23 protein-coding genes are annotated in these 22,579 nt (G+C 65.9%); 16 read left to right on the forward strand and 7 right to left on the reverse strand.

The genetic code is table 11. The annotated features are described in order from the left end of the window. Window positions 1–143 precede the first annotated feature (143 nt). Together ACPTTF_RS26345 and ACPTTF_RS26350 are read left to right on the forward strand one after the other, a co-directional pair. Complete coding sequence (locus ACPTTF_RS26345; RefSeq protein WP_423368832.1) at window positions 144–1,679, forward strand: sigma-70 family RNA polymerase sigma factor; 1,536 nt, start codon at window positions 144–146, stop codon at window positions 1,677–1,679. 181 nt (window positions 1,680–1,860) lie between these two features. Further along, window positions 1,861–2,742, forward strand: coding sequence for a helix-hairpin-helix domain-containing protein (locus tag ACPTTF_RS26350; RefSeq protein WP_423368833.1), 882 nt, complete (start codon window positions 1,861–1,863; stop codon window positions 2,740–2,742). 1 nt (window position 2,743) lies between these two features. Here ACPTTF_RS26350 and ACPTTF_RS26355 read toward each other — a convergent pair whose 3' ends face one another. Both ACPTTF_RS26355 and ACPTTF_RS26360 read right to left on the reverse strand, forming a co-directional pair. After that, window positions 2,744–3,544 carry a hypothetical protein gene (locus ACPTTF_RS26355; protein WP_423368834.1) on the reverse strand — a complete coding sequence of 267 codons (801 nt, stop codon included), beginning with the start codon at window positions 3,542–3,544 and terminating at the stop codon, window positions 2,744–2,746. A gap of 95 nt (window positions 3,545–3,639) precedes the next feature. After that, window positions 3,640–4,065, reverse strand: coding sequence for a helix-turn-helix domain-containing protein (locus ACPTTF_RS26360; RefSeq protein WP_166953259.1), 426 nt, complete (start codon window positions 4,063–4,065; stop codon window positions 3,640–3,642). A 137-nt stretch (window positions 4,066–4,202) separates the two neighbouring features. On the opposite strand from ACPTTF_RS26360, the gene ACPTTF_RS26365 reads away from it, so the two are divergent. Further along, complete coding sequence (locus tag ACPTTF_RS26365) at window positions 4,203–4,700, forward strand: DUF2938 domain-containing protein (RefSeq protein ID WP_423368835.1); 498 nt, start codon at window positions 4,203–4,205, stop codon at window positions 4,698–4,700. A gap of 42 nt (window positions 4,701–4,742) precedes the next feature. On the opposite strand, the gene ACPTTF_RS26370 is transcribed toward ACPTTF_RS26365, so the two are convergent. After that, on the reverse strand, window positions 4,743–4,958 hold the full coding sequence (locus ACPTTF_RS26370; protein WP_423368836.1) for a hypothetical protein: 216 nt from the start codon (window positions 4,956–4,958) through the stop codon (window positions 4,743–4,745). After that, window positions 4,958–5,398 carry a MarR family winged helix-turn-helix transcriptional regulator gene (locus tag ACPTTF_RS26375; RefSeq protein WP_069259684.1) on the reverse strand — a complete coding sequence of 147 codons (441 nt, stop codon included), beginning with the start codon at window positions 5,396–5,398 and terminating at the stop codon, window positions 4,958–4,960. Before ACPTTF_RS26375 ends, ACPTTF_RS26370 begins: the two co-directional genes overlap by 1 nt. A gap of 135 nt (window positions 5,399–5,533) precedes the next feature. Here ACPTTF_RS26375 and ACPTTF_RS26380 point away from each other — a divergent pair, with 135 nt between their 5' ends. After that, window positions 5,534–7,063 (forward strand): DHA2 family efflux MFS transporter permease subunit, encoded by a 1,530-nt coding sequence (locus ACPTTF_RS26380; protein WP_166953262.1) that lies wholly within the window; start codon window positions 5,534–5,536, stop codon window positions 7,061–7,063. A 37-nt stretch (window positions 7,064–7,100) separates the two neighbouring features. Here ACPTTF_RS26380 and ACPTTF_RS26385 read toward each other — a convergent pair whose 3' ends face one another. Continuing rightward, entirely contained in the window at window positions 7,101–8,615 is a 1,515-nt protein-coding gene (locus ACPTTF_RS26385; RefSeq protein ID WP_423368837.1) for an acetyl-CoA hydrolase/transferase family protein, read from the reverse strand. 231 nt (window positions 8,616–8,846) lie between these two features. On the opposite strand from ACPTTF_RS26385, the gene ACPTTF_RS26390 reads away from it, so the two are divergent. The 8 genes from ACPTTF_RS26390 to ACPTTF_RS26425 all read left to right on the forward strand — a co-directional run bounded on the left by ACPTTF_RS26390 (window position 8,847) and on the right by ACPTTF_RS26425 (window position 16,480). Beyond that, window positions 8,847–9,077: a hypothetical protein gene (locus tag ACPTTF_RS26390; RefSeq protein WP_423368838.1), complete on the forward strand. Its 231-nt coding sequence runs from the start codon at window positions 8,847–8,849 to the stop codon at window positions 9,075–9,077. A 191-nt stretch (window positions 9,078–9,268) separates the two neighbouring features. After that, a complete protein-coding gene (locus tag ACPTTF_RS26395; RefSeq protein WP_166953264.1) occupies window positions 9,269–9,949 on the forward strand; it encodes a CDP-alcohol phosphatidyltransferase family protein in 681 nt (226 codons plus the stop codon). After that, window positions 9,946–10,755: a HalD/BesD family halogenase gene (locus ACPTTF_RS26400; protein ID WP_423368839.1), complete on the forward strand. Its 810-nt coding sequence runs from the start codon at window positions 9,946–9,948 to the stop codon at window positions 10,753–10,755. The genes ACPTTF_RS26395 and ACPTTF_RS26400 overlap by 4 nt, the downstream gene beginning before the upstream one ends. After that, window positions 10,752–11,753, forward strand: a complete 1,002-nt coding sequence (locus ACPTTF_RS26405) for an HpnL family protein (RefSeq protein WP_166953267.1) — start codon at window positions 10,752–10,754, stop codon at window positions 11,751–11,753. Before ACPTTF_RS26400 ends, ACPTTF_RS26405 begins: the two co-directional genes overlap by 4 nt. Window positions 11,754–11,788: 35 nt before the next feature. After that, entirely contained in the window at window positions 11,789–12,556 is a 768-nt protein-coding gene (locus ACPTTF_RS26410) for an NTP transferase domain-containing protein (protein WP_059237056.1), read from the forward strand. Next, window positions 12,553–14,238: a phosphoenolpyruvate mutase gene (aepX, locus tag ACPTTF_RS26415; protein ID WP_423368840.1), complete on the forward strand. Its 1,686-nt coding sequence runs from the start codon at window positions 12,553–12,555 to the stop codon at window positions 14,236–14,238. The genes ACPTTF_RS26410 and aepX overlap by 4 nt, the downstream gene beginning before the upstream one ends. Continuing rightward, entirely contained in the window at window positions 14,235–15,416 is a 1,182-nt protein-coding gene (aepY, locus tag ACPTTF_RS26420; protein ID WP_423368841.1) for a phosphonopyruvate decarboxylase, read from the forward strand. Before aepX ends, aepY begins: the two co-directional genes overlap by 4 nt. Further along, complete coding sequence (locus ACPTTF_RS26425) at window positions 15,416–16,480, forward strand: 2-aminoethylphosphonate aminotransferase (protein WP_423368842.1); 1,065 nt, start codon at window positions 15,416–15,418, stop codon at window positions 16,478–16,480. The genes aepY and ACPTTF_RS26425 overlap by 1 nt, the downstream gene beginning before the upstream one ends. Window positions 16,481–16,667: 187 nt before the next feature. Here ACPTTF_RS26425 and ACPTTF_RS26430 read toward each other — a convergent pair whose 3' ends face one another. Continuing rightward, on the reverse strand, window positions 16,668–17,486 hold the full coding sequence (locus ACPTTF_RS26430; protein WP_423368843.1) for an alpha/beta fold hydrolase: 819 nt from the start codon (window positions 17,484–17,486) through the stop codon (window positions 16,668–16,670). A 347-nt stretch (window positions 17,487–17,833) separates the two neighbouring features. Between ACPTTF_RS26430 and ACPTTF_RS26435 the strand changes: the two genes are divergently transcribed. The 3 genes from ACPTTF_RS26435 (at window position 17,834) to ACPTTF_RS26445 (ending at window position 20,084) form a co-directional block, all read left to right on the forward strand. Continuing rightward, on the forward strand, window positions 17,834–18,259 hold the full coding sequence (locus tag ACPTTF_RS26435; protein ID WP_423368844.1) for an SRPBCC family protein: 426 nt from the start codon (window positions 17,834–17,836) through the stop codon (window positions 18,257–18,259). 132 nt (window positions 18,260–18,391) lie between these two features. Then, a complete protein-coding gene (locus ACPTTF_RS26440; RefSeq protein WP_423368845.1) occupies window positions 18,392–19,156 on the forward strand; it encodes a class I SAM-dependent methyltransferase in 765 nt (254 codons plus the stop codon). Between the two features lie 109 nt (window positions 19,157–19,265). Then, on the forward strand, window positions 19,266–20,084 hold the full coding sequence (locus ACPTTF_RS26445; RefSeq protein ID WP_423368846.1) for a multidrug ABC transporter ATPase: 819 nt from the start codon (window positions 19,266–19,268) through the stop codon (window positions 20,082–20,084). A 25-nt stretch (window positions 20,085–20,109) separates the two neighbouring features. On the opposite strand, the gene ACPTTF_RS26450 is transcribed toward ACPTTF_RS26445, so the two are convergent. Continuing rightward, complete coding sequence (locus ACPTTF_RS26450; RefSeq protein ID WP_423368847.1) at window positions 20,110–21,261, reverse strand: acyltransferase family protein; 1,152 nt, start codon at window positions 21,259–21,261, stop codon at window positions 20,110–20,112. 325 nt (window positions 21,262–21,586) lie between these two features. Here ACPTTF_RS26450 and pip point away from each other — a divergent pair, with 325 nt between their 5' ends. Next, entirely contained in the window at window positions 21,587–22,519 is a 933-nt protein-coding gene (pip, locus tag ACPTTF_RS26455) for a prolyl aminopeptidase (protein WP_423368848.1), read from the forward strand. The last annotated feature ends 60 nt before the right edge of the window (window positions 22,520–22,579 follow it).

Below are 22,579 nucleotides of genomic sequence, written 5' to 3' on the forward strand. Positions count from 1 at the left end.
TCGCGTTGAAGTTCGCGCAAATGCCCTCAACTTGAACGATGTCAGGCTGGCCGGCGCGGACGGGGGTTCGCGAGCAACCGGCGGCCCGAAACCAGCGGACTTCGGCCCGCCCCGACAGGAACGCGGCTCACGCCGCCATCGACATGACTACGCCACGCCCCACTCCTCGGGCGGACACGCCGCTCGATCCGATCATCCAGTTGCTGGCGCTCGCCGGCGAACAGGGTTATCTGACCCACGCCGACCTCGTCGACGCGCTGCCGCCCGAAAGCGACAGCCCCGACGCGCTCGACGTCGTGCGCGCCGCGCTCGCCGACATCGGCATCGCCGTGCTCGACGAGCCGGCCGCGCCAGCGCCGTTCGCCGGTTCGGCGCATGTCGACGTCGATCGCGATGCGCTCGACGAAGGCCGCGCGATGCTCGGCGACCTCGCACGCGGCACGAGCGCGTCGACCGACCCGCTCGCGCTCTACATGCGGCGCATGCAGGCAGTGCCGCTGCTCACGCGCGAAGGCGAAATCGTGCTGGCGCGCGAACTCGAGACGGGCCGCCACCAGATCCTGCACGCGCTCGCCGGCTATCCGGCTGCGGTCGACGCACTGCTTGCGCGCCACCGCGCGACGGCGACGAGCGCCACCGCCGGGTCGTCCGATGGCGACGCCCCCGACACGCCCGCGCCTGCCAGCTACGACGCGCTGCAGGTGGCCGCCGCGGCCTTGCGCGGCGCGTTGCACGGGCATGGCTTCCGTTCGGCCGAATACCGGGACGCGCGCAACCGCGTGGCCGCGCTGCTCGGCTCGATCGCGTGGGTCGCGGCGGCCGTCGACGACGCGAGCCGCGTCGTGGGCACGCTCGCGTCTGCGCCGCATGGCGCCGCGGCGGGCGAAGCCGCCTGCTTCGACACGGTCGCGCGGCGTGCCCTCGCGGCAGCGCTCGCCGACGGCCAGCAGAAAGTGCGCGACGCCACGCGCGCGATGCTCGAAGCGAACCTGCGGCTGGTGCTGTCGATCGCGCGGAAGTACATGAACCGCGGCGTCGACCTGCCCGATCTCGTGCAGGACGGCAGCCTCGGCCTGATGCGCGCGATCGAGAAATTCGAATACCGGCGCGGCTTCAAGTTCTCGACCTATGCAACCTGGTGGATCCGCCAGGCGATCGCGCGCGCGGTCGCGGATCGCGCTCGCACGATCCGCGTACCCGTGCATGTGGGCGACCAGTACCAGCGTGTGCAGCGGCATGCGCTGCGTTTTCGTCAGCGCACGGGCCGCCGGGCGACGCCGGCCGAACTCGCGGCCGAAACCGGCCTCGACGAGGACAAGGTACGGGCGATGCTGGCGCTGCCTGCCGAGCCCGTGTCGCTCGACACGCCGCTGCCCGACGCGGACACCGGCCTCGTGGAGCTGATCGAGGATCAGGCGTCGGCCAGCCCGTTCGAGCAACTGGCCGACACGCGCATGCGCGAGTGCGTGAGGTCGCTGCTCCGGTCGGTCACGCCGGCTGAAGCCGACGTACTGCGTCGGCGGTTCGGCCTCGGCGGCACCGAGCCCGATACCTACGACGCGATTGCGCAGGACGCGGGCATGTCGCGCGAACGCGTGCGGCAGATCGAGAAACGGGCGCTCGCCGCGTTGCGCACGGCCGCCGAGGCCGAGAACGCGCAGTCGTTTCTCGACGCGTGACCGCATTACGCGACGCACGGTCGTGCCGCCTGCCGGCACGACCGTGCACTTCCCACCTGTGCTACGTTTGCTATTGACGTGCGTCAAGTTTTCTTCATCGCGTGTCGCGACAATGATGAAAAGCCGACCGGCGCATCGTTCGCCGTGTCCATTCCGTTTGTGCTACCCCGGGTCCCTTGCCATGCAGACGACCGCCGGCCAAACGTACGAGGAAAACCGGCATATCGCGGCCTGCCTGCGCGAGGCGGCGCAACGGCTGGCTGACCAGGGCGCGAATCCGTACCGGGTCGCCGCGTACCGCGCGTCGGCCGAGACCGTCGATGCGCTCGACCTCGACATCCGCGCGCTGTTCGAGTCCGGCGGCATCGATGCGCTCGGTACGTTGCCCGAAATCGGCGCGGGCGTCGCCCAGGCCATTGCCGAGCTGCTGGTGACGGGGCGCTGGCGCCAGCTCGACCGGCTGTGCGGCGACGCCGAACGCACCTCCGCGTTCGAAGCGGTGCCGGGCATCGGCCACGCACTCGCGTTGCGCATTCACGACCTGCTTCACATCGATACGCTCGAGGAGCTCGAACGCGCGGCCCGCAACGGCCAGCTCGAAACGATCTCGGGCGTCGGCCCGCGGCGCGCGGCCGGCATCCGCACCGCGCTCGACGACGTGCTGAGCCGCCGCCGGCGCTGGCAGGGCCACGTGCAGAACGTCGGCCCCGGCACGGAGCCGCCCGTCGAACTGCTGCTCTACATCGACCGCCTGTACCGCAACAAGGCCGCCGCCGGCGCGTTGCCGACGCTCGCGCACCGGCGCCTGAACGTGGACGGTTACGTGCCGTCGCCCGTGATGCACATGACCAAGGGCGGCTGGCATTTCACGGCGCTGTGCCTGCTTGCCGCAATGCGCACGCCGGAGGCCTCCCGCCCGACCGACTGGGTCTCGCTCTATTTCTACGACGCGCTGCAGTGCGAGCACCAGCGCACCGTCTTCACCGAAACGGTCGGCTCGCTCGTCGGCAAGCGCATCGTGCGCGGGCGCGAGCAGGAATGTCGCGTGTACTACGCGGGGTGAATCAGTCGTCGCCGATTTCGTCGACGTCGAACGCGACGTCGAGCACCGACGCGATCTCGCGACATGCATGGGTGAGCGAGCGGGATCGGTGTGCGGCACGGCTCACCCCGAGATCGAACCCGGTCGAATACGCGTTGTAATCGGTCCTGCGCTGCCGGTTCGGCACGTCGAACCAGAACGTCACCATATAGTCGCCGTTCCAGCGAACCGGCATCACGTGCGTGAATCGCAGTCTCGTGATTGCGTCGTGGCGAAACCGGAAGCTGTCGTCGCCGACGCGGAACCCCGCCCACGCACCGTCGTTCGACACGAATACGGTCAGCGTTTCGTCCAGCGGCGCGGCCGACAGGCCATCTGCCGAAGCGAGGTCGGCCGTCGACACCATTGCCGCGCCCGAACCGTCGCGCCCCGCCTCGACATCCACATGCGCTTCGATCGTCCGCTTCGCCTTGTCGTAGAAACGGCGCGTGACGTCGGGCCGCGCGGCGTCGGCAATCAGAACCAGTTGCTTGAATCGTGCATGCTCGCCGTATCGAAGCGGCACTTCAGGCGGGTCGTCGGGCTCGTCAACCGGTTCGTCCTCCAGACTATCGGCCAGCGCGGCCGCCTCGGGCTGCCCATCGGCCCCACGCCGCCGTTTCACCAAAGCGGCCCCCCACGTCAGCAGCACGGTCTGCGTCGCCAGCACGGCGGCCATCGTCGCGCACCCGGCGAGAAACCCGTAATGCGGCCCGACCTTCGATGCCGCATACGCGGCCGGAAGCACATAAAGCACCAGCAATGGCGCAAGCAATATCGACACGCGTCAACCCCGTTGTTCCGGTTTTCGTTTTCGACTTCCAGCCGGGCCCCACGGCGGTGCCGCCCTGCCGCACGCGCATCGCGCGGTATCACGGTCTACGCACCGCCAGCCTTCGTGCGACGCGCCGAATGACGATGCGCGACGATGCGCAGCAGCTTCTGGAACGACGGACATTCGAGATGGCTTGGCGCCGGACACACGGCCGCGTGCCGCAGCATATCGCGCACGGCGCCGAGACGGCGAATCGTGCGGTCGAGTTCGTCGGCCTTGCCGTCGAGCTTCGCGCGATCGATCGCGGGCAGGCCGTCCGCTCCCACCATCGCCAGAATGTCGTCGAGCGAGAATCCGGCCTCGCGTCCGAGCGCGATCAACGTCAGACGTTCCAGCACCGACTCGTCGTATTGCCGCCGCAGCCCCTGCCGGCCGATCGGAGCGATCAGCCCCTTTTCTTCGTAGTAGCGCAACGTCGACGCCGGCAATCCCGAGCGCCGCGCCACGTCCGCAATGTCCAGACGGCTCATGCTTGACCTCAAGTGAACTTGAGGTTGCAAGATAGTTGCTCTACTTCACGAACGCAAGCCCGAAACGCCATGAAACCGCTGAAACCAACCGATATTCCGCCGCACCGCGCAGCAGCCTTCCGCTTCGGAGGTGTGCGATGAATACGTCCGCTATCGTGCTCGACGTGCTGCTGATCGGCACGGGTGCCACGTTCCTGCTGGATCTGTGGACGCTGTTCCGGCGGCGTGCGTTCGGCACGCCCGCGCTCGACTACGCACTGGTCGGCCGTTGGGTCGGCCACATGATGCGCGGCCGCTTCCGGCATGCGTCGATCGTCACCGCGCCGCCCGTCCCGGGCGAGCGCATACTTGGCTGGATCGCGCACTACGCGATCGGCATTATGTTCGCGACGCTACCCGTCGCGATCGCGGGAGCGGAATGGATCGACGCGCCGACCCTGCTCCCCGCGCTCGTCGCCGGCCTTGCCAGCGTGGTCGCGCCGTTCTTCGTGATGCAGCCCGCGTTCGGCTTCGGCATCGCGGCGTCGCGCACGCCGCATCCGGGTGTCGCGCGTCGGCGCAGCCTCATCACGCATCTGTCGTACGGTGTGGGGCTCTATCTGGCGGCGTTCACGCTCGCGGCGCTGGCCCGTTGAGCACACGGACTCGCCAACACCGCGGTAACAGGTAGCGCCGGCTCAGCCGGCCGACGTCGACGCCCGCACAAGCGCTTCGTCGAGCGTGACAGGCGCATTGTCCTGCGCGAGCCGAGCGAAGGCCGCGCGGGGCATCCGCACCGGCGCAACAGAGATGAAGATGCCCATGCCTGCGTGCGGGCCGACGCGGCGTGTGCTGCCACCCGGCGCTCCCGTTGCTGCCAAACCCATCCGGCCTGCCCGGATGGCGTCGCGCATCACTCCCCGCCGCAGTCGATCAGGTTGTGGCGCATGCGCCCGAGCAACCGCACCAGCGTATCGCGCTCGTCGGGCGTGAAGCCGCGCAGACCGTCGTCAGCGACGGTGTCACCCACTTCGAGCATCTGCGGAAAGATCTCGCGCGACTTGTCGGTCAGCCGGATCACGAACGCGCGGCGATCGTCGTCGTTCGCAATGCGTTCGATCCAGCCATAGCTTTCCATCCGGTCGAGCAACCGGGTGAGCGAGATCGGCGTGATCTCGAGCCATTCGGCGAGCCGCGCCTGATTCATCTCGCCCTTCCATGTCAGGTACGCAAGCACGCGGCTTTGCGCGCGCGTCAGCCCGATGCGCTTCGCGCGCCGGTCGAACAGGCGCCCGTTCAGGCGGGCCACGTCTGCAATCAGGTAGCCGATCCGGTTCTCGTAGGTCTTGTCCATGCGGGGATTATAGGGTCAAGCCGGCAACCACCCATGGCTCGCGGCCCGGCGATAAGCGGATCTATAATAAGCGTGCTTATCATTCCAGCGATACCGGATCGCCGCCCACGGCGACCACCCCACGGAGACACCCGCTTGAACCCCGCCGCCGACGCCCCCGCCTCGCCCGCCCTGAACCGGCCGATGCTGACCCTGTCGATCATGCTCGCCACGCTGATCCAGACCCTCGACAGCACGATCGCGAACGTCGCGCTGCCGCACATGCAAGGCACGCTGTCCGCGTCGCAGGACGAGATCACGTGGGTGCTGACCTCCTATATCGTCGCGGCGGCGATCGCGACACCGCTCACCGGCTGGCTGTCCGACCGGCTCAGCGTGAAGCGGCTGCTGATCGTGTCGATCGCGGGCTTCACGGTCGCGTCCGCGCTATGCGGGCTGTCCGAGACACTCGTGCAGATCGTCGGCGCGCGCCTGCTGCAGGGCGTGTTCGGCGCCGCGCTGGTGCCGCTGTCGCAGTCGATCCTGCTCGACATCAACCCGCGCGAGAAACAGGGCCAGGCGATGGCGATCTGGGGGATGGGCGTGATGGTCGGCCCGATCCTCGGCCCGACGCTCGGCGGCTGGCTCACCGACAGCTACAACTGGCGCTGGGTGTTCTTCATCAACGTGCCGATCGGCGCATTCGCGCTCGCCGGCGTGATGACCTTCCTGCCCGCGCGCGCGCCGCGCCCGCACGTGAAATTCGACGCGTTCGGCTTCGCGACGCTGGCGCTCGCGATCGGCGCGTTCCAGGCGATGCTCGACCGCGGCGAACAGCTCGACTGGTTCGGCTCGTACGAGATCCGCATCGAGGCGATCGTCGCGGCGCTCAGCTTCGCGTTCTTCCTCGTGCATACCGCGACCGTCGGCAAGGCGTCGTTCTTCAAGTCGGAACTGCTGCGCGACCCGAACTTCGCGACGGGCACGCTGTTCATCTTCGTGGTCGGCGCGGTGCTGTACGCGACGCGCGCGCTGCTGCCGCCGATGCTGCAGAACCTGATGGGCTACCCGGTCGCGACAACGGGCCTCGTCACCGCACCAAGCGGCGCCGGCACGATGATCGCGATGCTGTTCGTCGGAAGGCTGCTGAAATACGTGGATGCGCGGATGCTGCTGCTCGCGGGGCTGTCGATTTCCGCGCTCGCGCTGTGGCAGATGATGCAGTACACGGTCGTGCTGTCCGAAGCGGACATCGTGTGGCCGGGCGTGGTACAGGGCTTCGGGCTGGGGCTCGTGTTCGTGCCGTTGAGCGCGCTGTCGTTCTCGACGCTGCAGCCCGAACTGCGCGCGGACGGCACGGCCACCTACAGCCTGATGCGCAACATCGGCAGCAGTATCGGCATCTCGATCGTGCAGACGCTGATGACGCGCAACACGCAGGTGTCGCACGCCGATCTCGCCGCGCAGATCACGCCGTTCAACCCCGCCGTGCAGGCGATGTCCGGCAGCCATCTCGACATCGCGCTGCTCGACCGCACGATCAACCAGCAGGCATCGATGATCGCGTACCTGAACGACTTCAAGCTGATGTTCGTCGCGACGCTGCTGATGATTCCGCTGTTGCTGCTGATCCGCCCGCCGCGGAAAACGGCGAGCGTGGAGATCGCGCACGCGGCGATGGATTGACGATGCGACGGGCGCGCGCCCGTCGCAGGCCGAAACGTCAGGCCTTCATCGTCCCCGTACGCACGTAGCGCTCGTGCCACGACAGCGCCTCGGCGAGCAGGTGCGGCGTGTGCTTGCCGAAGCTTTCGCGCGACGCCCGCTCGAAGTAGTCCTCGAGCATCGGCCGGTAGTCGGGATGCGCGCAGGTCGCGATGACCTTGCGTGCACGCTGCTTCGGCGACAGGCCGCGCAGGTCGGCCAGCCCCTGCTCGGTGACCACCACCGCGACGTCGTGCTCGGTGTGATCGACGTGGCTCGCCATCGGCACGATCCGCGAAATCGCGCCGCCCTTCGCGGTACTCGCCGACATGAAGCACGACAGGTAGCCGTTGCGCGCGAAATCGCCCGAGCCGCCGATGCCGTTCTGGATCTTCGTGCCCATCACGTGCGTCGAGTTCACGTTGCCGTAGATGTCGGCCTCGATCATCCCGTTCATCGCGATGCAGCCGAGACGGCGCACGAGTTCCGGATGGTTGCTGATCTCCTGCGGGCGCAGCACGATCTTCTCGCGGAACGTGGCGATCTCGTCGGCGAAGCGCTGCACGGCGGCCGGGCTCAGCGACAGCGCGGTGGCCGACGCGAAGCTCAACGTGCCGTCCTGGAGCAGGTCGAGCATGCCGTCCTGGATCACTTCGGTGTAAGCGGTCAGGTTCGAGAAGCCGGCCGAGCTGAGTTCCGCGAGCACCGCGTTCGTGATGTTGCCGACGCCCGACTGCAGCGGCAGCAGGTTTTCCGGCAGGCGGCCGCGCTTCACTTCATGACGCAGGAAGTCGATCAGCTGCAGCGCGATCTGCTTCGATGTCGCGTCCGGCGCGGAGAATGCATTGCTGCGGTCCGGTGCGTCGGTCTCGACGATCGCGACGATCTTGTCGGCCGGGCAGCGCAGGTACGGCTCGCCGATCCGGTCGTCGCTCTTCGTCAGCGGAATCGGCTTGCGGTGCGGCGGCAGCGCGGTGCCGTAATAGACGTCGTGCATCCCGTCGAGGCCGAGCGGCTGGCGCGAGTTGACCTCGAGGATCACGTGCTTCGCGCGTTCGAGCCACGTCTTGTTGTTGCCGATCGATGCGGACGGAATCAGCAACCCGTCCTCGCGGATGCCCGCGACTTCGACGATCGCGACATCGAGATCGCCGTACAGCCCGAACCATGCGTACTGCGCGACGTGGCTCAGGTGGACGTCCTGGTAGTCGACTTCGCCGCCGTTGATCTTGTCGCGCAACGTCGGGTCGGACTGGTACGGAAGCCGCATCGAGATGCCGTTGGTGCGGGCGAGCGCGCCGTCGAGTTCCGGCGCGGTCGATGCCCCCGTCAGCACGTTGATCCGGAAGTCCTCGCCGCGCGAATGCGCCGCGTCGATGTGGGTGGCAAGCGCGGCCGGCACGGCCTTCGGATAGCCCGACCCCGTGAAGCCGCTCATGGCGACGGTCATGCCGGGACGGATCAGCGCGGCGGCTTCGTCGGCGGTGCGGACGAGCGAACGCAGGGCGGGAGCGAGGATGCGTGATGAAGACATGGCTGGTTTCTGACGCTTTGGTCTGTCGTTGACGTCGCTGGGGGTGTCTCCTGAGCGACATGAAGCCCTTGGGGCCGCGAGGGGCGGCCGGCACCACAGGCACGGTCGGAGTATCTCAGAGGCGATCGCCGCGAAATGTCCGCTGTATGAAAAAGATCCTTGCCGGATTTGCCGGGTATCGAACCGCCGTTCTGTGACAGGCACGCCGTTCGAATCGGATGCACACGAAAGGTGCGCGAAAGCATCGAACAGAAAGACCGGTCGACGATCACCAACCTGAGCGCATCAATCGCCGAATTTCCATTGCGATTTATCGCCTGTCGATCAGCAATGATCGATACCCGTCCGGCGCGGCCAATTGTCACCCGATGCGGCTTGCCGCAGCCTGACGCACGTCAAGCTCGCACGCGCCGCGCGACGCGCGCCGGAAAGCGCGAAAAGTACCGCCGCACCGGCCTGTGAGGCCCGTCCGTCCTTGACAGCCGCGCGACGCGAACCACACTGGAATACGGATCCCGCAGCCCCGTTCGGCCGCCCTGTCGCGCACGCGCTTTTCGGTCGGCCGATCGCTGCAAGACGCGGTAACACTCCCTCATGTCAGGACATTGATCGAATAAAAAGCAACAAATTACAATTCCGTATATATTTCGCCGATGGACCAAAGAAAAACCGCCACACGCGCCGAACCGCCCCTGCCACGCACCTGGGATGCGCGGCTCGCGCGCTCGCTTGTCCGACCGCTCGTCGACACGCCCGTCACCCCGAATCACCTCACCACCGTTCGTCTTCTGATCGGCCTCGCCGGCGCCTGGTGCCTCGCGCACGGCGGCTTCGGCTGGAGCAATGCAGGCGCGTTCCTGATCGTGCTGTCGAACTTCGTCGACCACACCGACGGCGAGCTCGCACGCATCAGCGGGAAATCCAGCAAGATCGGTCATTTTTACGACCTCGCGGCGGACGCGCTCGTCACGGTCGCGCTGTTCGTCAGCATGGGCCTCGGCATCGTCGCCCAGGGCGGCCAGATGGCCGCGTCGCCGGTGCTGCTCGGCGCGGTGGCCGGCGCCGCCGTCGCGCTGATCTTCTTCCTGCGCATGCGGATCGAATCGATCGCCGGCAAGGCCGGCACCAAGCAGGCGTTCGCCGGTGGCTTCGAAACCGAAGACGTGCTCTATCTGCTGCCGCTCGTGACGCTCGTCGACGGCGTCGAGCCGTTCCTGCTCGCGGCGTCGATCGGCGCCCCGCTGTTCGCCGCATGGGTCGTGATCGACTGGTGGCGCATCGTCCGGCGCGGCAACGTCCGCCAGAATTCAACTGAAATCCAGGCTTCCAAATGACTCCTAGCACGCGCGACGACTCCGTGCTGAGCCCGGCACGCCCCGCGCCTGCGCGCGCGGCCGCGGCCGATCCCGATCGCACCGTGGCCGACTGCGTCGGCCCGCTCGACCTCGACCGCCTGCGCGGCGACTACACGCGCCAGGGCTCGTTCCTGTACCTCGACGCCTTCCTGCCGGCCGACGCGCACGCGAAGCTCGCGGCGGCGGCCCGCGCGATGCAGGCCGGCCTGAACCGCAATTACCTGCCCGGCCACAAGCAGGGCGGCAGCGTGAGCCGCCATACGATCGACGAGCAGGCGCCGTACATCGCCGAACTGTATCGTTCGAAGGCGCTGATCAGCTTCCTCGAGAAGGTCACGGGCGACAAGCTGATGCTGTCGCCGGACGACGATCCGCACGCGTATGCACTGTATTACTACACGAAGCCCGGCGACCACATCGGCTGGCACTACGACACGTCGTACTACGACGGCCGCCGCTACACGCTGCTGATCGGCGTGATCGACGAATCGTCGTGCCGGCTCGACTACGAGCTGCACACGCGCAATCCGGACGTGGCCGATGAACCGGGCTCCGTGCAGATCGCCGACGGCGGCATCGTGCTGTTCGACGGCGACAAGCTGCGCCACCGCATCACGCCGCTGGGCCAGAACGAGATGCGTGTGTCGCTCACCTTCGAATACGTGACGAACCCCGGCATGCGTCCGTGGAAGCGCTTCATCTCGAACATGAAGGACGCGATCGCGTATTTCGGTTTCCGCCAGGTGTTCAAGCAACTGGCGACGCGACGCACGACCGGGTCATGACACGCGCCGGCCTGATCCTGCTGTCCCTCGGGACCGCACTCTTCGTTGCACTCCTTGCATGGCAGGGCGTCGGCGCGGTCGCGTCCACGTTCCTCGCGGCCGGCTGGGGGCTCGCGCTCGTCGCGGCGTTCCACGTCGTGCCGCTCGTCATCGACGCGATCGCGATCTCCGTGATGTTCCGCCGCGGCCAGCCGGGCGCCGAGCTCGGCAATGCGCTGCGCGCGCGCTGGGTCGGCGAATCGGTGAACAGCCTGCTGCCCGCCGGGCAGATCGGCGGCCCCGTGCTGATGGTGCGCCACCTCGCGCAGCGCGGCACGCGGATGGCCGACGCGGCGGCGGCCGTCACCGTCAGCACGACGATGCAGGCGCTCGCGCAAATGGCGTTCGCGCTGATCGGCATCGCCGCGTTCAGCCTGTATGCCACGCACGAGTCGGTCGCGCACCTGCGCACGCCCGCGCTGATCGCCACCGGCGTGCTCGGCGCGCTGGCTTTGCTGTTCTATGCCGCGCAGCGGCGCGGGCTGTTCGGCCGCGGCCTGCGCCTCGCGTCGAAGCTGCTCGGCCCGCGCGACTGGTCGTCGCTGGCGACCCGCGCCGACGCAATCGACGACGCGGTCGGCGCGCTGTACCGCGATCGTGCGAAGGTCGCGAAGACGTTCGCACTGAGTCTCGTCGGCTGGATCGTCGGCACCGCGGAAGTGTGGCTCGCGCTGCACTTCCTCGGGCATCCGGTGAGCTGGCTCGACGCGCTGCTGCTCGAGAGCGTCGGCCAGGCCATTCGTGGCGCGGCCTTCGCGATCCCGGGCTCGCTCGGCGCGCAGGAAGGCGGCTACCTGCTGCTCGCGCCGCTGGTCGGACTGCCGCCCGACGCGGCGCTCGCGCTGTCGCTCGCGAAGCGCGCGCGCGAACTCGCGCTCGGCCTGCCCGGCCTGCTCTATCTGCATTTCAGTGAAAGAAACTGGCAGCGGCGCCGTGCGCCGCAGCCGCTCGCCGACTGATCGTTCAGATCGCCGGCTTTTTGGTTGGAGAACCCATGCGAGCCATCATTCTTGCGGCAGGCCTCGGCTTGCGCCTGCAACAACCGCCCGAAGCGCAGTTCCCGAAGTGCCTGCTGCGCTTCGACGACGTTTCGCTGCTCGAGCGCCATCTGCGCGTACTCGACGCCGCGGGCGTCGACGAGATCGTGCTCGGGCTCGGCTTTCAGCACGAGAAGGTCGAGCAGGAACTGAAGCGTCTCGGCCGCCAGGCCGAGATCGTGATCAACGACCGCTACGACCTCGGCAGCGTGCTGACCGTGCATACCGTCGCCGATGCGATGACGCGCGGCGGCGACGTGCTGCTGATGGACGCGGACGTGCTGTACGACGAAAACATCCTGCACGCGCTGGTGGCCGATTCCGACAAGACGGTCGATCGCCTGCTGATCGACCGCGACTTCGAGGCCGGCGACGAGCCCGTCAAGCTGTGCCTGAAGAACGGCGTGCCGGTCGAACTGCGCAAGCAGCTCGCGGTCGACCTCGAATACGACACGATCGGCGAATCGGTCGGCTTTTTCCGCTTCACCGAAGGCACCGCGCGCCGCCTCGCGACGATCGTCGCGGGTTACGTCGACAGCGGCCGCGCGAACATGCCGCACGAGGAAGCCGTGCGTGACCTGCTGCTCGAAGGCGGTCATTCGTTCGACGTCGCCGACGTTACCGGCTCGCCGTGGATCGAGATCGACTTCCCGAACGACGTCGCCCGCGCCACGCAAGAAATCCTCCCCCTGATTCAACGCACCACCGCAGGAGCCGCACGATGAACGCACGCGAACCCAACTTCACCGAATCGCGCAGCGCACGCCTGCGCCGCATGCTCGTCAGCAGCGACCTCGAATTCCTGATGGAAGCGCACAACGGCCTGTCCGCGCGAATCGTCCGCGAAGCCGGCTTCAAGGGCATCTGGGCATCGGGCCTCGCGATCTCCGCGCAGTTCGGCGTACGCGACAACAACGAAGCGAGCTGGACCCAGGTCGTCGACGTGCTCGAATTCATGGCCGACGCGAGCGACCTGCCGATCCTACTCGACGGCGACACCGGCTACGGCAACTTCAACAACGTGCGCCGCCTCGTGAAGAAGCTCGAGCAGCGCGGCATCGCCGGCGTCTGTATCGAGGACAAGCAGTTTCCGAAGACGAACAGCTTCATCGGCGGCGAGCGCCAGCCGCTCGCGGAAATCGACGAGTTCTGCGGCAAGATCAAGGCCGGCAAGGATTCGCAGACCGATCCCGACTTCTCGATCGTCGCGCGTGTCGAAGCGCTGATCGCAGGCTGGGGGATGGATGAGGCACTGCGTCGCGCGAACGCGTACGCGGAAGCCGGCGCCGACGCGATCCTGATCCACAGCAAGCTGTCGCGCCCGGACGAGATCCTGCAGTTCGCGCGCGAATGGAGCGGCAAGGCGCCGCTCGTGATCGTGCCGACCAAGTACTACAGCACGCCGACCGACGTGTTCCGCCAGGCCGGCATCAGCACCGTGATCTGGGCGAATCACCTGATCCGCGCGTCGGCATCCGCGATGCAGGCGACCGCGCGCGAGATCCACGAGAGCGAAACATTGATCAACGTCGAGGACCGCGTGGCATCGGTCAACGAGATCTTCCGCCTGCAGGACGCCGACGAGTACTCGGCCGCCGAGCGTATCTACCTGTCGTCGTCGTCACGCGCGTCGAACGCCGCGATCGTGCTCGCCGCGAGCCGCGGCAAGGGCCTCGAAGCCGTAACCGAAGACAAGCCGAAGGTCATGCTGCCGGTCGCCGGCAAGCCGCTGCTGCGCTGGCTCGTCGACGGCTTCAAGACGCACGGCGTGAACGACATCACCGTGGTTGGCGGCTATCGCGCCGACGCGATCGACACGTCGGGCATCAAGCTCGTGGTCAACGAACGCCATGCGCAGACGGGCGAACTCGCGTCGCTCGCATGTGCGGCCGAACGCCTGACCGGCGACACCGTGATCTCGTACGGCGACCTGCTGTTCCGCAGCTACATCGTGCGCGACCTCGCGGAGAGCGAGGCCGAGTTCAGCGTGGTGGTCGATTCGTCGCTGACGGAAACGAACCAGAGCGTGCGCGATTTCGCACTGTGCTCGGCGGCGGACGATCGCGGCCTGTTCGGCCAGAAGACCTACCTGCAACGTGTATCGAGCGACGTCGCCACGGGCACGCCGCACGGCCGCTGGATCGGCCTGCTGAACGTGCGCGGCGCCGGCGTCGATCGCCTGAAGGCGATGCTCGCGACGCTGCAGGCGCGCGACGATTTCGACACGCTCGACATCCCGTCGCTGCTCAACGAACTGATCGCCGCCGGCGAGAAGATCGAGGTGCAGTACGTGCACGGCCACTGGCGCGGTGTGAACGATCTCGAAGACTTCCGCCGCGCGGGCGACTTCGCGCACGGCCAGACGCCGCTGTCCGAACCGGGCACCGGCAACGGGGGCACGCAATGATCGAAGCGGCCCAGTTCGTCGAGGCCGCGCGCGAGCGCGGTTTCGACTGGTACGCTGGCGTGCCCTGCTCGTACCTGACGCCGTTCATCAACTACGTGCTGCAGGACCCGACGCTGAATTACGTGTCGGCCGCAAACGAAGGCGACGCGGTCGCGTTGATCGCGGGCGCGACGCTCGGCGGCAAGCGCGGCATCGCGATGATGCAGAACTCGGGGCTCGGCAACGCGGTGAGCCCGCTCACGTCGCTGACGTGGACGTTCCGCCTGCCGCAACTGCTGATCGTCACGTGGCGCGGCCAGCCGGGCGTATCCGACGAGCCGCAGCACGCGCTGATGGGCCCGATCACGCCCGCGATGCTCGACACGATGGAGATCCCGTGGGAGACCTTCCCGACCGACCCCGAACAGGTCGGCCCGGCACTCGACCGCGCGATCGCGCACATGGACGCGACGGGCCGCCCGTATGCGCTCGTGATGCAGAAAGGCAGCGTCGCGCCGTATGAGCTGAAGGCAAACCCGGTGGCCACGCCGCGCGCGCATGTCGCCGCGCAATCGTCGTCGCGTGCCGCGTCGGCCGAAGCCTGGCCGACCCGCCAGGACGCGCTGCAGCGCGTCATCTCCCACACGCCGGTCGATTCGACCGTCGTGCTTGCATCGACCGGTTTCTGCGGCCGCGAACTCTACGCGATCGACGATCGCCCGAACCAGCTGTACATGGTCGGCTCGATGGGCTGCGTGACGCCGCTCGCGCTCGGCCTCGCGCTCGCGCGGCCCGACCTGAAGGTCGTTGCGGTCGACGGCGACGGCGCCGCGCTGATGCGCATGGGCGTGTTCGCGACGCTCGGCACCTACGGCCCGGCCAACCTCACGCACGTGCTGCTCGACAACGGCGCGCACGAATCGACGGGCGGCCAGGCAACGGTGTCGCAGCACGTGTCGTTCGCCGGTGTCGCGGCTGCATGCGGCTACGCGTCGGCGGCCGAAGGCGACACGCTCGACGTGCTCGATACGGCGCTGGCCGGGTCGCACGACGGTGCGCAGTTCGTGCGCCTGGCGATCCGCACCGGCGTGCCCGACGGCCTGCCCCGCCCGACCGTCACGCCGGTCGAGGTCAAGACCCGTCTGATGCGGCACATCGGCGCCGCGCAGACCGAAGCCCACGTTGAAGGAGCCCATTGATGCTGCTGCTGAACCCCGGCCCGGTCACGCTCACCGAACGCGTGCGCCGCAGCCTGCTGCAACCCGACCTGTGCCATCGCGAAAGCGAATTCTTCGATCTGCAGGATGAGGCACGCGCGCGCCTCGTCGCCGCGTACGAGCTCGATCCGGCCGAGTGGACGGCCGTGCTGATGACGGGCTCGGGTACGGCTGCCGTTGAAAGCATGATCGCCGCGCTCGTGCCGAAGGACGGCAAGCTGCTCGTGATCGAGAACGGCGTTTACGGCGAGCGGATCACGCAGATCGCAACGCAGTACGGGATCGCGCATGACGTGCTCAAGCATGAGTGGATGCAGGCACCCGATCTTGCGCAGATCGCTGCGCGGCTCGATGCGGGCGGGTACTCGCATGTCGCCGTGATTCATCACGAAACGACGACGGGCCGGCTGAACGATCTCAGCGCGATTGCCGAGGTGTGCCGTTCGCGCGGCGTGAAAATGCTGGTCGATGGCGTCAGCAGCTTCGGCGCGGAAGCGATCGACTTCGCCGGCGGCGACATCGACGCGGTTGCCGCGACGGCGAACAAGTGCCTGCACGGTGTACCGGGCGCAGCGTTCGTGATCGTGCGCCGCAGTGCGCTCGCGAAGGCTGCGAGCCGCACTTACTACCTCGATCTCGGTCGTCTTGCGAAGCTGCAGGATCAGCGCAATACGCCGTTCACGCCTTCCGTGCATGCGTATTACGCGCTCGTCGAGGCGCTGCGAGAGTTTGATGAGGCAGGTGGATGGCGCGCGCGTCATACGCATTACAAGGCGCTGGCCGATCAGGCTCAGGCCGGGCTTGCTGCGCGCGGGATGCCGCTCGTGCTGCCGGAAGGTGAATCGTCGGTCGTGCTGCGGGCGTATCGGTTGCCGCAGGGTGTGACGTACGAGACGCTGCATGATGGTTTGAAGGCGCGCGGCTTCGTGATCTACGCGGGGCAAGGCGGGTTGTCGAAGGAACTGTTCCGGATTTCGACGATGGGCGCGATTCAAGCCGCTGATGTCGATCGGTTGCTGGAAGGGTTTACGGCGTTGACGCGGTAAGCGTTGCTCGTACCTTCGTCTATGAAAGGCCCTTCTCGCAAGGGCCTTTTTTTATTCTTTGCGGATTTCCTGGAAACGCTGGGCGAGGTACCGGCATTCGTGAGGGGGCACTCGATGACACCGTCCGGATCGTCGACAATCACTTCATGCTCCACAGGAAAATCCTCGTTAGCGCTTCGCCTCCCCGCTATTGCAGAGCTTTACCTTGATTGATGAAACCCGCGATCACGCTCGTAAGCTCCTGTGGCCGTTCGAGGGACGGCAAATGTGCGGTTCCTGATATCTGGTGGAACGTCCCGCGGGATACGTTAGACGCAACGTAACGACTTCGCTCCTGAATTCCGGGAAGGTCGAGATCCCCACACATCACCAGCGTCGGTACTAATAGTTCGCCCAACCGTCCGTAAGCGACCGGTGCATCAGTGTTCGTGCCCGTCGGCGGCAAACCGAGAGCGGCAACGTTCATCTCGTCAAACAGTTTGCGAGCTTCACCCGTCACACGCCCCTCAGGTTGAAACGGACCGTCAAGCCAGAGCGTCGCTCGAATGGCGACGGCCTCTTCAATATCTTTCCTCGCTTCTGCCGCCGCCAAACGGGTGACCAAATCTTCAACCCGCGCTGCATGAGTCATTTTGGGCGCACCTGTCACACTCGGCGCGACAAGAACGAGACCGCGAACATACGACGGATACCGAAGAGCGGCGTCGAGGGCTATGCCTCCACCTTGAGAGCAGGCAACGAGTATTGCAGGAGATCCACCTGCCACCGATTGGAGAACGGCAATCAAATCTTCAACGGCAGAGTGGTCCTCTGCCTCGGCAACTGTTTCGCCAAATCCACGTCGATCATAGGCGATAGCTTGGTTGCCAGCGCCAATTTCGCGAATCTGATGGCCCCACATCCGGCGGTCCGCGACCCGCGCGTGCAAAAATACAATCGGTTCTCCGCTTCCGAAGACTTCCGTTGCCAGCTTGGCACGACCTGAAGCGACTAGAAGGCTTTTCATCGTGAACCACCGCATGTTTGAGAATGTGCATGGTACACGCTGCGCTGACTTGGAGTCTTCGCCGCTGAATGGTCGCTTTGCGAGAAACCGGGTGACTGAAAAAAATTGGAGGTCGCCACTCGCATACGTCGGCCGCAGGTCGACCACGGCCGACCGCGTCGGGCGGCAATCGGCCACTTCCAGTCATTCGACATCGATGTGGACATCGTCGACAATCTCCGAGCAGTCATTGCATTCGAACGGGGACCGAGGCGAATATGCGCGTATCGAGATTACTGCTGAAAGGCAGCTTCGCGAGTCTAATCAGCGTAATCGGAGTTCTTTACGCCCTGCACGACGACAGGAGCGTGCATGCTGACATTCTTATCAATCGACCACCAGCCGATGTCTGGGAAGTCGTATCGAATAGCGCCGCATATTCGGACTGGAATACATTCATTACCCGGGTTGACGGTGATTTCAGGGAAGGTGCGACGATTCGCATCGTTCTAGGTAATGGATCGGAATCGATGGTCCTCAAGCCGACTGTCCTGCTTGTCCGCCCGAATCGTGATCTTTGCTGGCGTGGCAGCGTATGGTTTCGAGGCATCTTCGACGGGACGCATTGCATTCACCTGACAGCCGTAACAGGGGGCACCCATCTCGAACAAACGGAGCGATTTTCTGGTTTGCTTGTCGGGCGGCTGACCAAGGACGTAATCGAGGACACTCGGAGAAACTTTCTGGCGATGAATGCTGCGATCAAGCAGCGTGTGGAATTGAGAATGCCGTGAGCGGATACGACTGCTCCTTGGCGAACAGGGGGACCGGCAGCACGGTGGTCGCTGAACGGCCAGCTTCAGCCACTCGACTAGCACCCATGCATCGCAGACAATCAAGTACCTACCGCATTTTTCAGGCGCTCCATGTGTCAATCCGCAGAGAGCTTCTATGACGATATGGCATCCTCTTATCACCTGATTTTCGACAATTGGGATAAGGCTATCGAGCGTCAAAAGACTGTATTGGCACCGCTCATGTGTGCGCCCGGTTCTCTTGGCACAATCCTCGATTGCGCGTGCGGAATCGGTACTCAAGCGTTGGGTTTCGCAAGCGAGGGGTATGACGTTGAGGGCACGGATATATCGCAGACAGAAGTCGAACGGGCGGCACGGGAGGCTGCTCAGCGAAATCTGGACGTTGAATTTCGCGTGGATGACATGAGGCTGCTCGCCACGTGCAAGGCACGGCATTACGGCGCGGTTGTGGCTTTCGACAACGCCATTCCACACCTGGATAGCGACGAGGATGTCGCCAAAGCACTGTCGGCGATGCTCAGGAGCCTGCGAGCGCGGGGCAAGGTGTTTGTTAGCTTGAGGGACTACGGACCGTTGATGACGCAGCGACCGATTGTGCTACCGCCGTCACTTTTTATGGACAACGGCCTTCGCCGCATTGTGCATCAGGTCTGGGACTGGCACGACGCTCGACGTTACACAGTTCACTTGTACATCACCTGCCAGACGAACAGTCTCGACTGGCAGTCGAGCCATTTCATCGGTCACTATCGAGCTATCACGCCCGGGGAGGTGGCGACTCTCGCCGCTCAGGTCGGGTTCAACGACGTACAGGTCCTCTCACCAACTGTCACTGGCTATTATCAGCCGATTGTTACAGCAATGGCCTCCTAGTCTCGATGACCCATCCGATTGAACTTTGAATGGCCGATACTGGAAACTGCAACCGTCCCTTGCGGGTCGGCAAGCGACATCCCCTGCATCAATGAAGAACCTTTCGACTATGAGAATCCTTCGTTTCGCCCCGCTGCTGGCGCTCGTCGCCGCCTCCGCCGTTCAGGCTGCCGACAACCAGCCTTGCGGCGACGATACCGTAACTGCCGTCGCCCGCTGGGCAGGCATCGCGAGCGCCCGCATCGCCACACGTGACGCGGACCGGCTCGTCGTCGCGTCGGCATGCAAGGTCATGCCGAATGCGCCCGAAACGACGATCGCGGCCGTTGCATTCGACTCGCTTCCCAAAAGCAAGAACCCGGACGAAAGCGACAAGCTGCAGGTCGTCGCGCTCGTTGAAGGCGGCAAGGTCGTGGCGGCCGAAAAGTCGGTGATCCAGGAAGATGCGGCGATACAGATCGACGAGAACAGCTATCGCATCGATACGGCACCGTACCGGCTGTCGCCTGACGTGCGCGCATTCGGCATCGTGTTCACGAGCAGCGCGCGCGGGGCGAGCTGCCCCGATGCAGACGCCAGCGAAGAGCTGACGCTATGGGTGCGCGAAGGCAACCGCATCCGTCCGGTGTTCGGCACCAATCTCTACGGATGGGTCAGTGTCGAAGGCGAAGCCTGCGGCCCCGGCGTCGGCGACGCGAGCAGTGAAGATGCACGCATGACGATCGCCGTCGAGAAAACATCGAGCCACGGCTTCGCAGACCTGTCGATCACCGCACACATCACCAAGTCGCAGCGCAAGGACCGTGAATACTCGGATACGGGCAAGCGCACCGCACGGACGATCGTCCACTACGACGGCAAAACGTACGGGATCGATATGTTCCGGAACTTCTGGTATTCGCCTGCCGCGATGAAGCGCTTCAAGTAAAACCACGGCGGGCCGCCCCACCCGCCTACTCCGCCACCTTCGCTCCGATCGCCTCGCCCGACGCCGGCATCCGCAGCGCGTCGTCACGTGCACGTCGCGCCTCGCGTGCCGAATACCGGTCCTTCAGCCGCAGGAACGGCTTCTCGACGAGAAAGTAGCTAGCCGTTGCGGCCAACAGCGCCCACACGATCCCGAGCGGAAACGCATGAGGCACCTGTAGATCCGGATTCGCGAACGGCTGCTGCCACAGATAGAGGCTGAACGAAATCGTGCCGACGAACACGACAGGCTGCGCGCGCAACCAACGCGCACACCAGAATTCGCTGCGGAAATTCAACACAACGATCACGATCGCAATCAGCGCGGCTTCGAGCGTCACACCGTACGTCGCATTCCAGAAGCCACCGAGCCGGTGTTCGGCGAGCGGGCCGCCGATCAGCACGACGACGACGATCGCCGTCACGATACGCGCCTCGCCTCGCCACGAGCCGATCCACGCTTCGAGCCGTTCGCGGTTGAGCGACGCATAACAGCCGATCAGGATCGGATCGACACCCGTGTGAAGCATCATCCCGAGTTGCCCGCGCAGCGCCGGCGCCACGAAATACGTGACGGCGCGCACCAGCGGCACGATCAGGATCAACACGGCCAGCCAGCGCGTGCCGGCACGCCGTATGCCGAACACGAACAGCAGCGGCCAGAACCAGTAGAACTGTTCCTCGAGCGCGAGCGACCAGAAATGGCCGAGATACCACGCGCCGTCAGGATGCAACGTGTTGTCGCCGGTCAGCCCGAACCACGCCGAATAATTCCACAGGTGCAGCGCCGCATACAGCCACTGCCGGCGATCGACGTCGAACCAGCCGACGAAGGCCACGATCGCGACCGCCGCAAGATAGACGTAGCAGGCCGGCCAGATCCGCAGCGCGCGACGCACGTAGAACGACGTCAGCGCGATGCCGCCCGTGCGCGCGAACTCGGCGCGCAACACGTTGGTGATCAGGAAGCCGCTGAGGACGAAGAAGATCAGCACGCCGAGCCGGCCGTCGGCGATCAGCCGCAACGGCGCGTACCAGCCCGTGTAGCCGCCGGGCAGCACGTGTTCGGCGTGTCCGACCACAACCATCGCGACCGCGACGGCGCGCAACCCGGTCAACTGCGTGACGCGATGGTTCATCGGCTGGTTTCCGTTGGCACGGTGGATGGGCAGCAAGCCGGCGCCCCCCGCTTCGGCACGCCGATATGCCGCCGGGATTTTGTATGAAAAATATCGAAATGAAATTGCTTCAAAAATCCCGGCGCGAACACCGACGACGGCGCGCACCGTTGCGGGCCGACATCCGCAGCGGCGAATGGGCATAATGACAAGCCTTGTCCGGCGGCGGCCGGCCGATGCCTACGCAACGAGTTTTTGCGGCGCCGCAATATCCGTCGTACCGTGCCCCGCCCGCACACCGGCCCGCTCGTCCGCCTCCTGTCGACCCTCACCCGGAGCCTGCCTCGTGTACCCACCGATCGAACCCTACGCCCACGGCCATCTCGACACCGGCGACGGCCACCACATCTACTGGGAGCGCTGCGGCAACCCGGCCGGCAAGCCCGCCGTGTTCCTGCACGGCGGCCCCGGCGCCGGCTGCAGCCCCGACCATCGTCGCCTGTTCGATCCGGAGCGTTACGACATCCTGCTGTTCGACCAGCGCGGCTGCGGGCGCTCGACGCCGCATGCGAGCCTCGAGAACAACACGACGTGGCATCTGGTCGCCGACATCGAACGCCTGCGCGAGATGGTCGGCGCGGAAAAGTGGCTCGTGTTTGGCGGCTCGTGGGGCAGCGCGCTGTCGATCGCGTATGCGGAAACGCACCCCGAGCGCGTGAGCGCGCTGGTCGTGCGCGGCATCTTCACGATGCGTCGCGCGGAATTGCTGTGGTACTACCAGGAAGGCGCGTCGTGGCTGTTCCCCGACCTGTGGGAGGCGTTCGTTGCACCGATTCCGGAAGCCGAGCGCGGCAACCTGATGGCCGCCTACCATCGCCGGCTGACCGGCAATGACGAAGCCGCGAAGCTCGAAGCCGCGCGCGCGTGGAGCATCTGGGAAGGCCGCACGATCACGCTGCTGCCCGACCCCGCACTCGCCGCGCACTTCGCTGACGGCCACTACGCACTTGCGTTCGCGCGGATCGAGAATCACTACTTCGTGAACCAGGGTTTCGTCGAGGAAGGCCAGTTGCTGCGCGACGCGCATCGCCTCGCCGGCATTCCGGGCGTGATCGTGCAAGGCCGCTATGACGTTGCGACGCCCGCTCGCACCGCATGGGACTTGTCGAAGGCCTGGCCGGATGCGACGTTCGAGATCGTGCCCGGTGCCGGGCATGCGTACAACGAGCCGGGGATCCTGGAGGCGCTGGTCGCGGCCACGGACCGGTTCGCCGAGTAATCGACACAACGCGATGCGATGCGCCGCGTGCGGCCATGCCTGCCGGCACACGCTGCGCCG

This window comes from Burkholderia crassaminum, assembly GCF_964265005.1.
Taxonomy (GTDB): domain Bacteria; phylum Pseudomonadota; class Gammaproteobacteria; order Burkholderiales; family Burkholderiaceae; genus Burkholderia.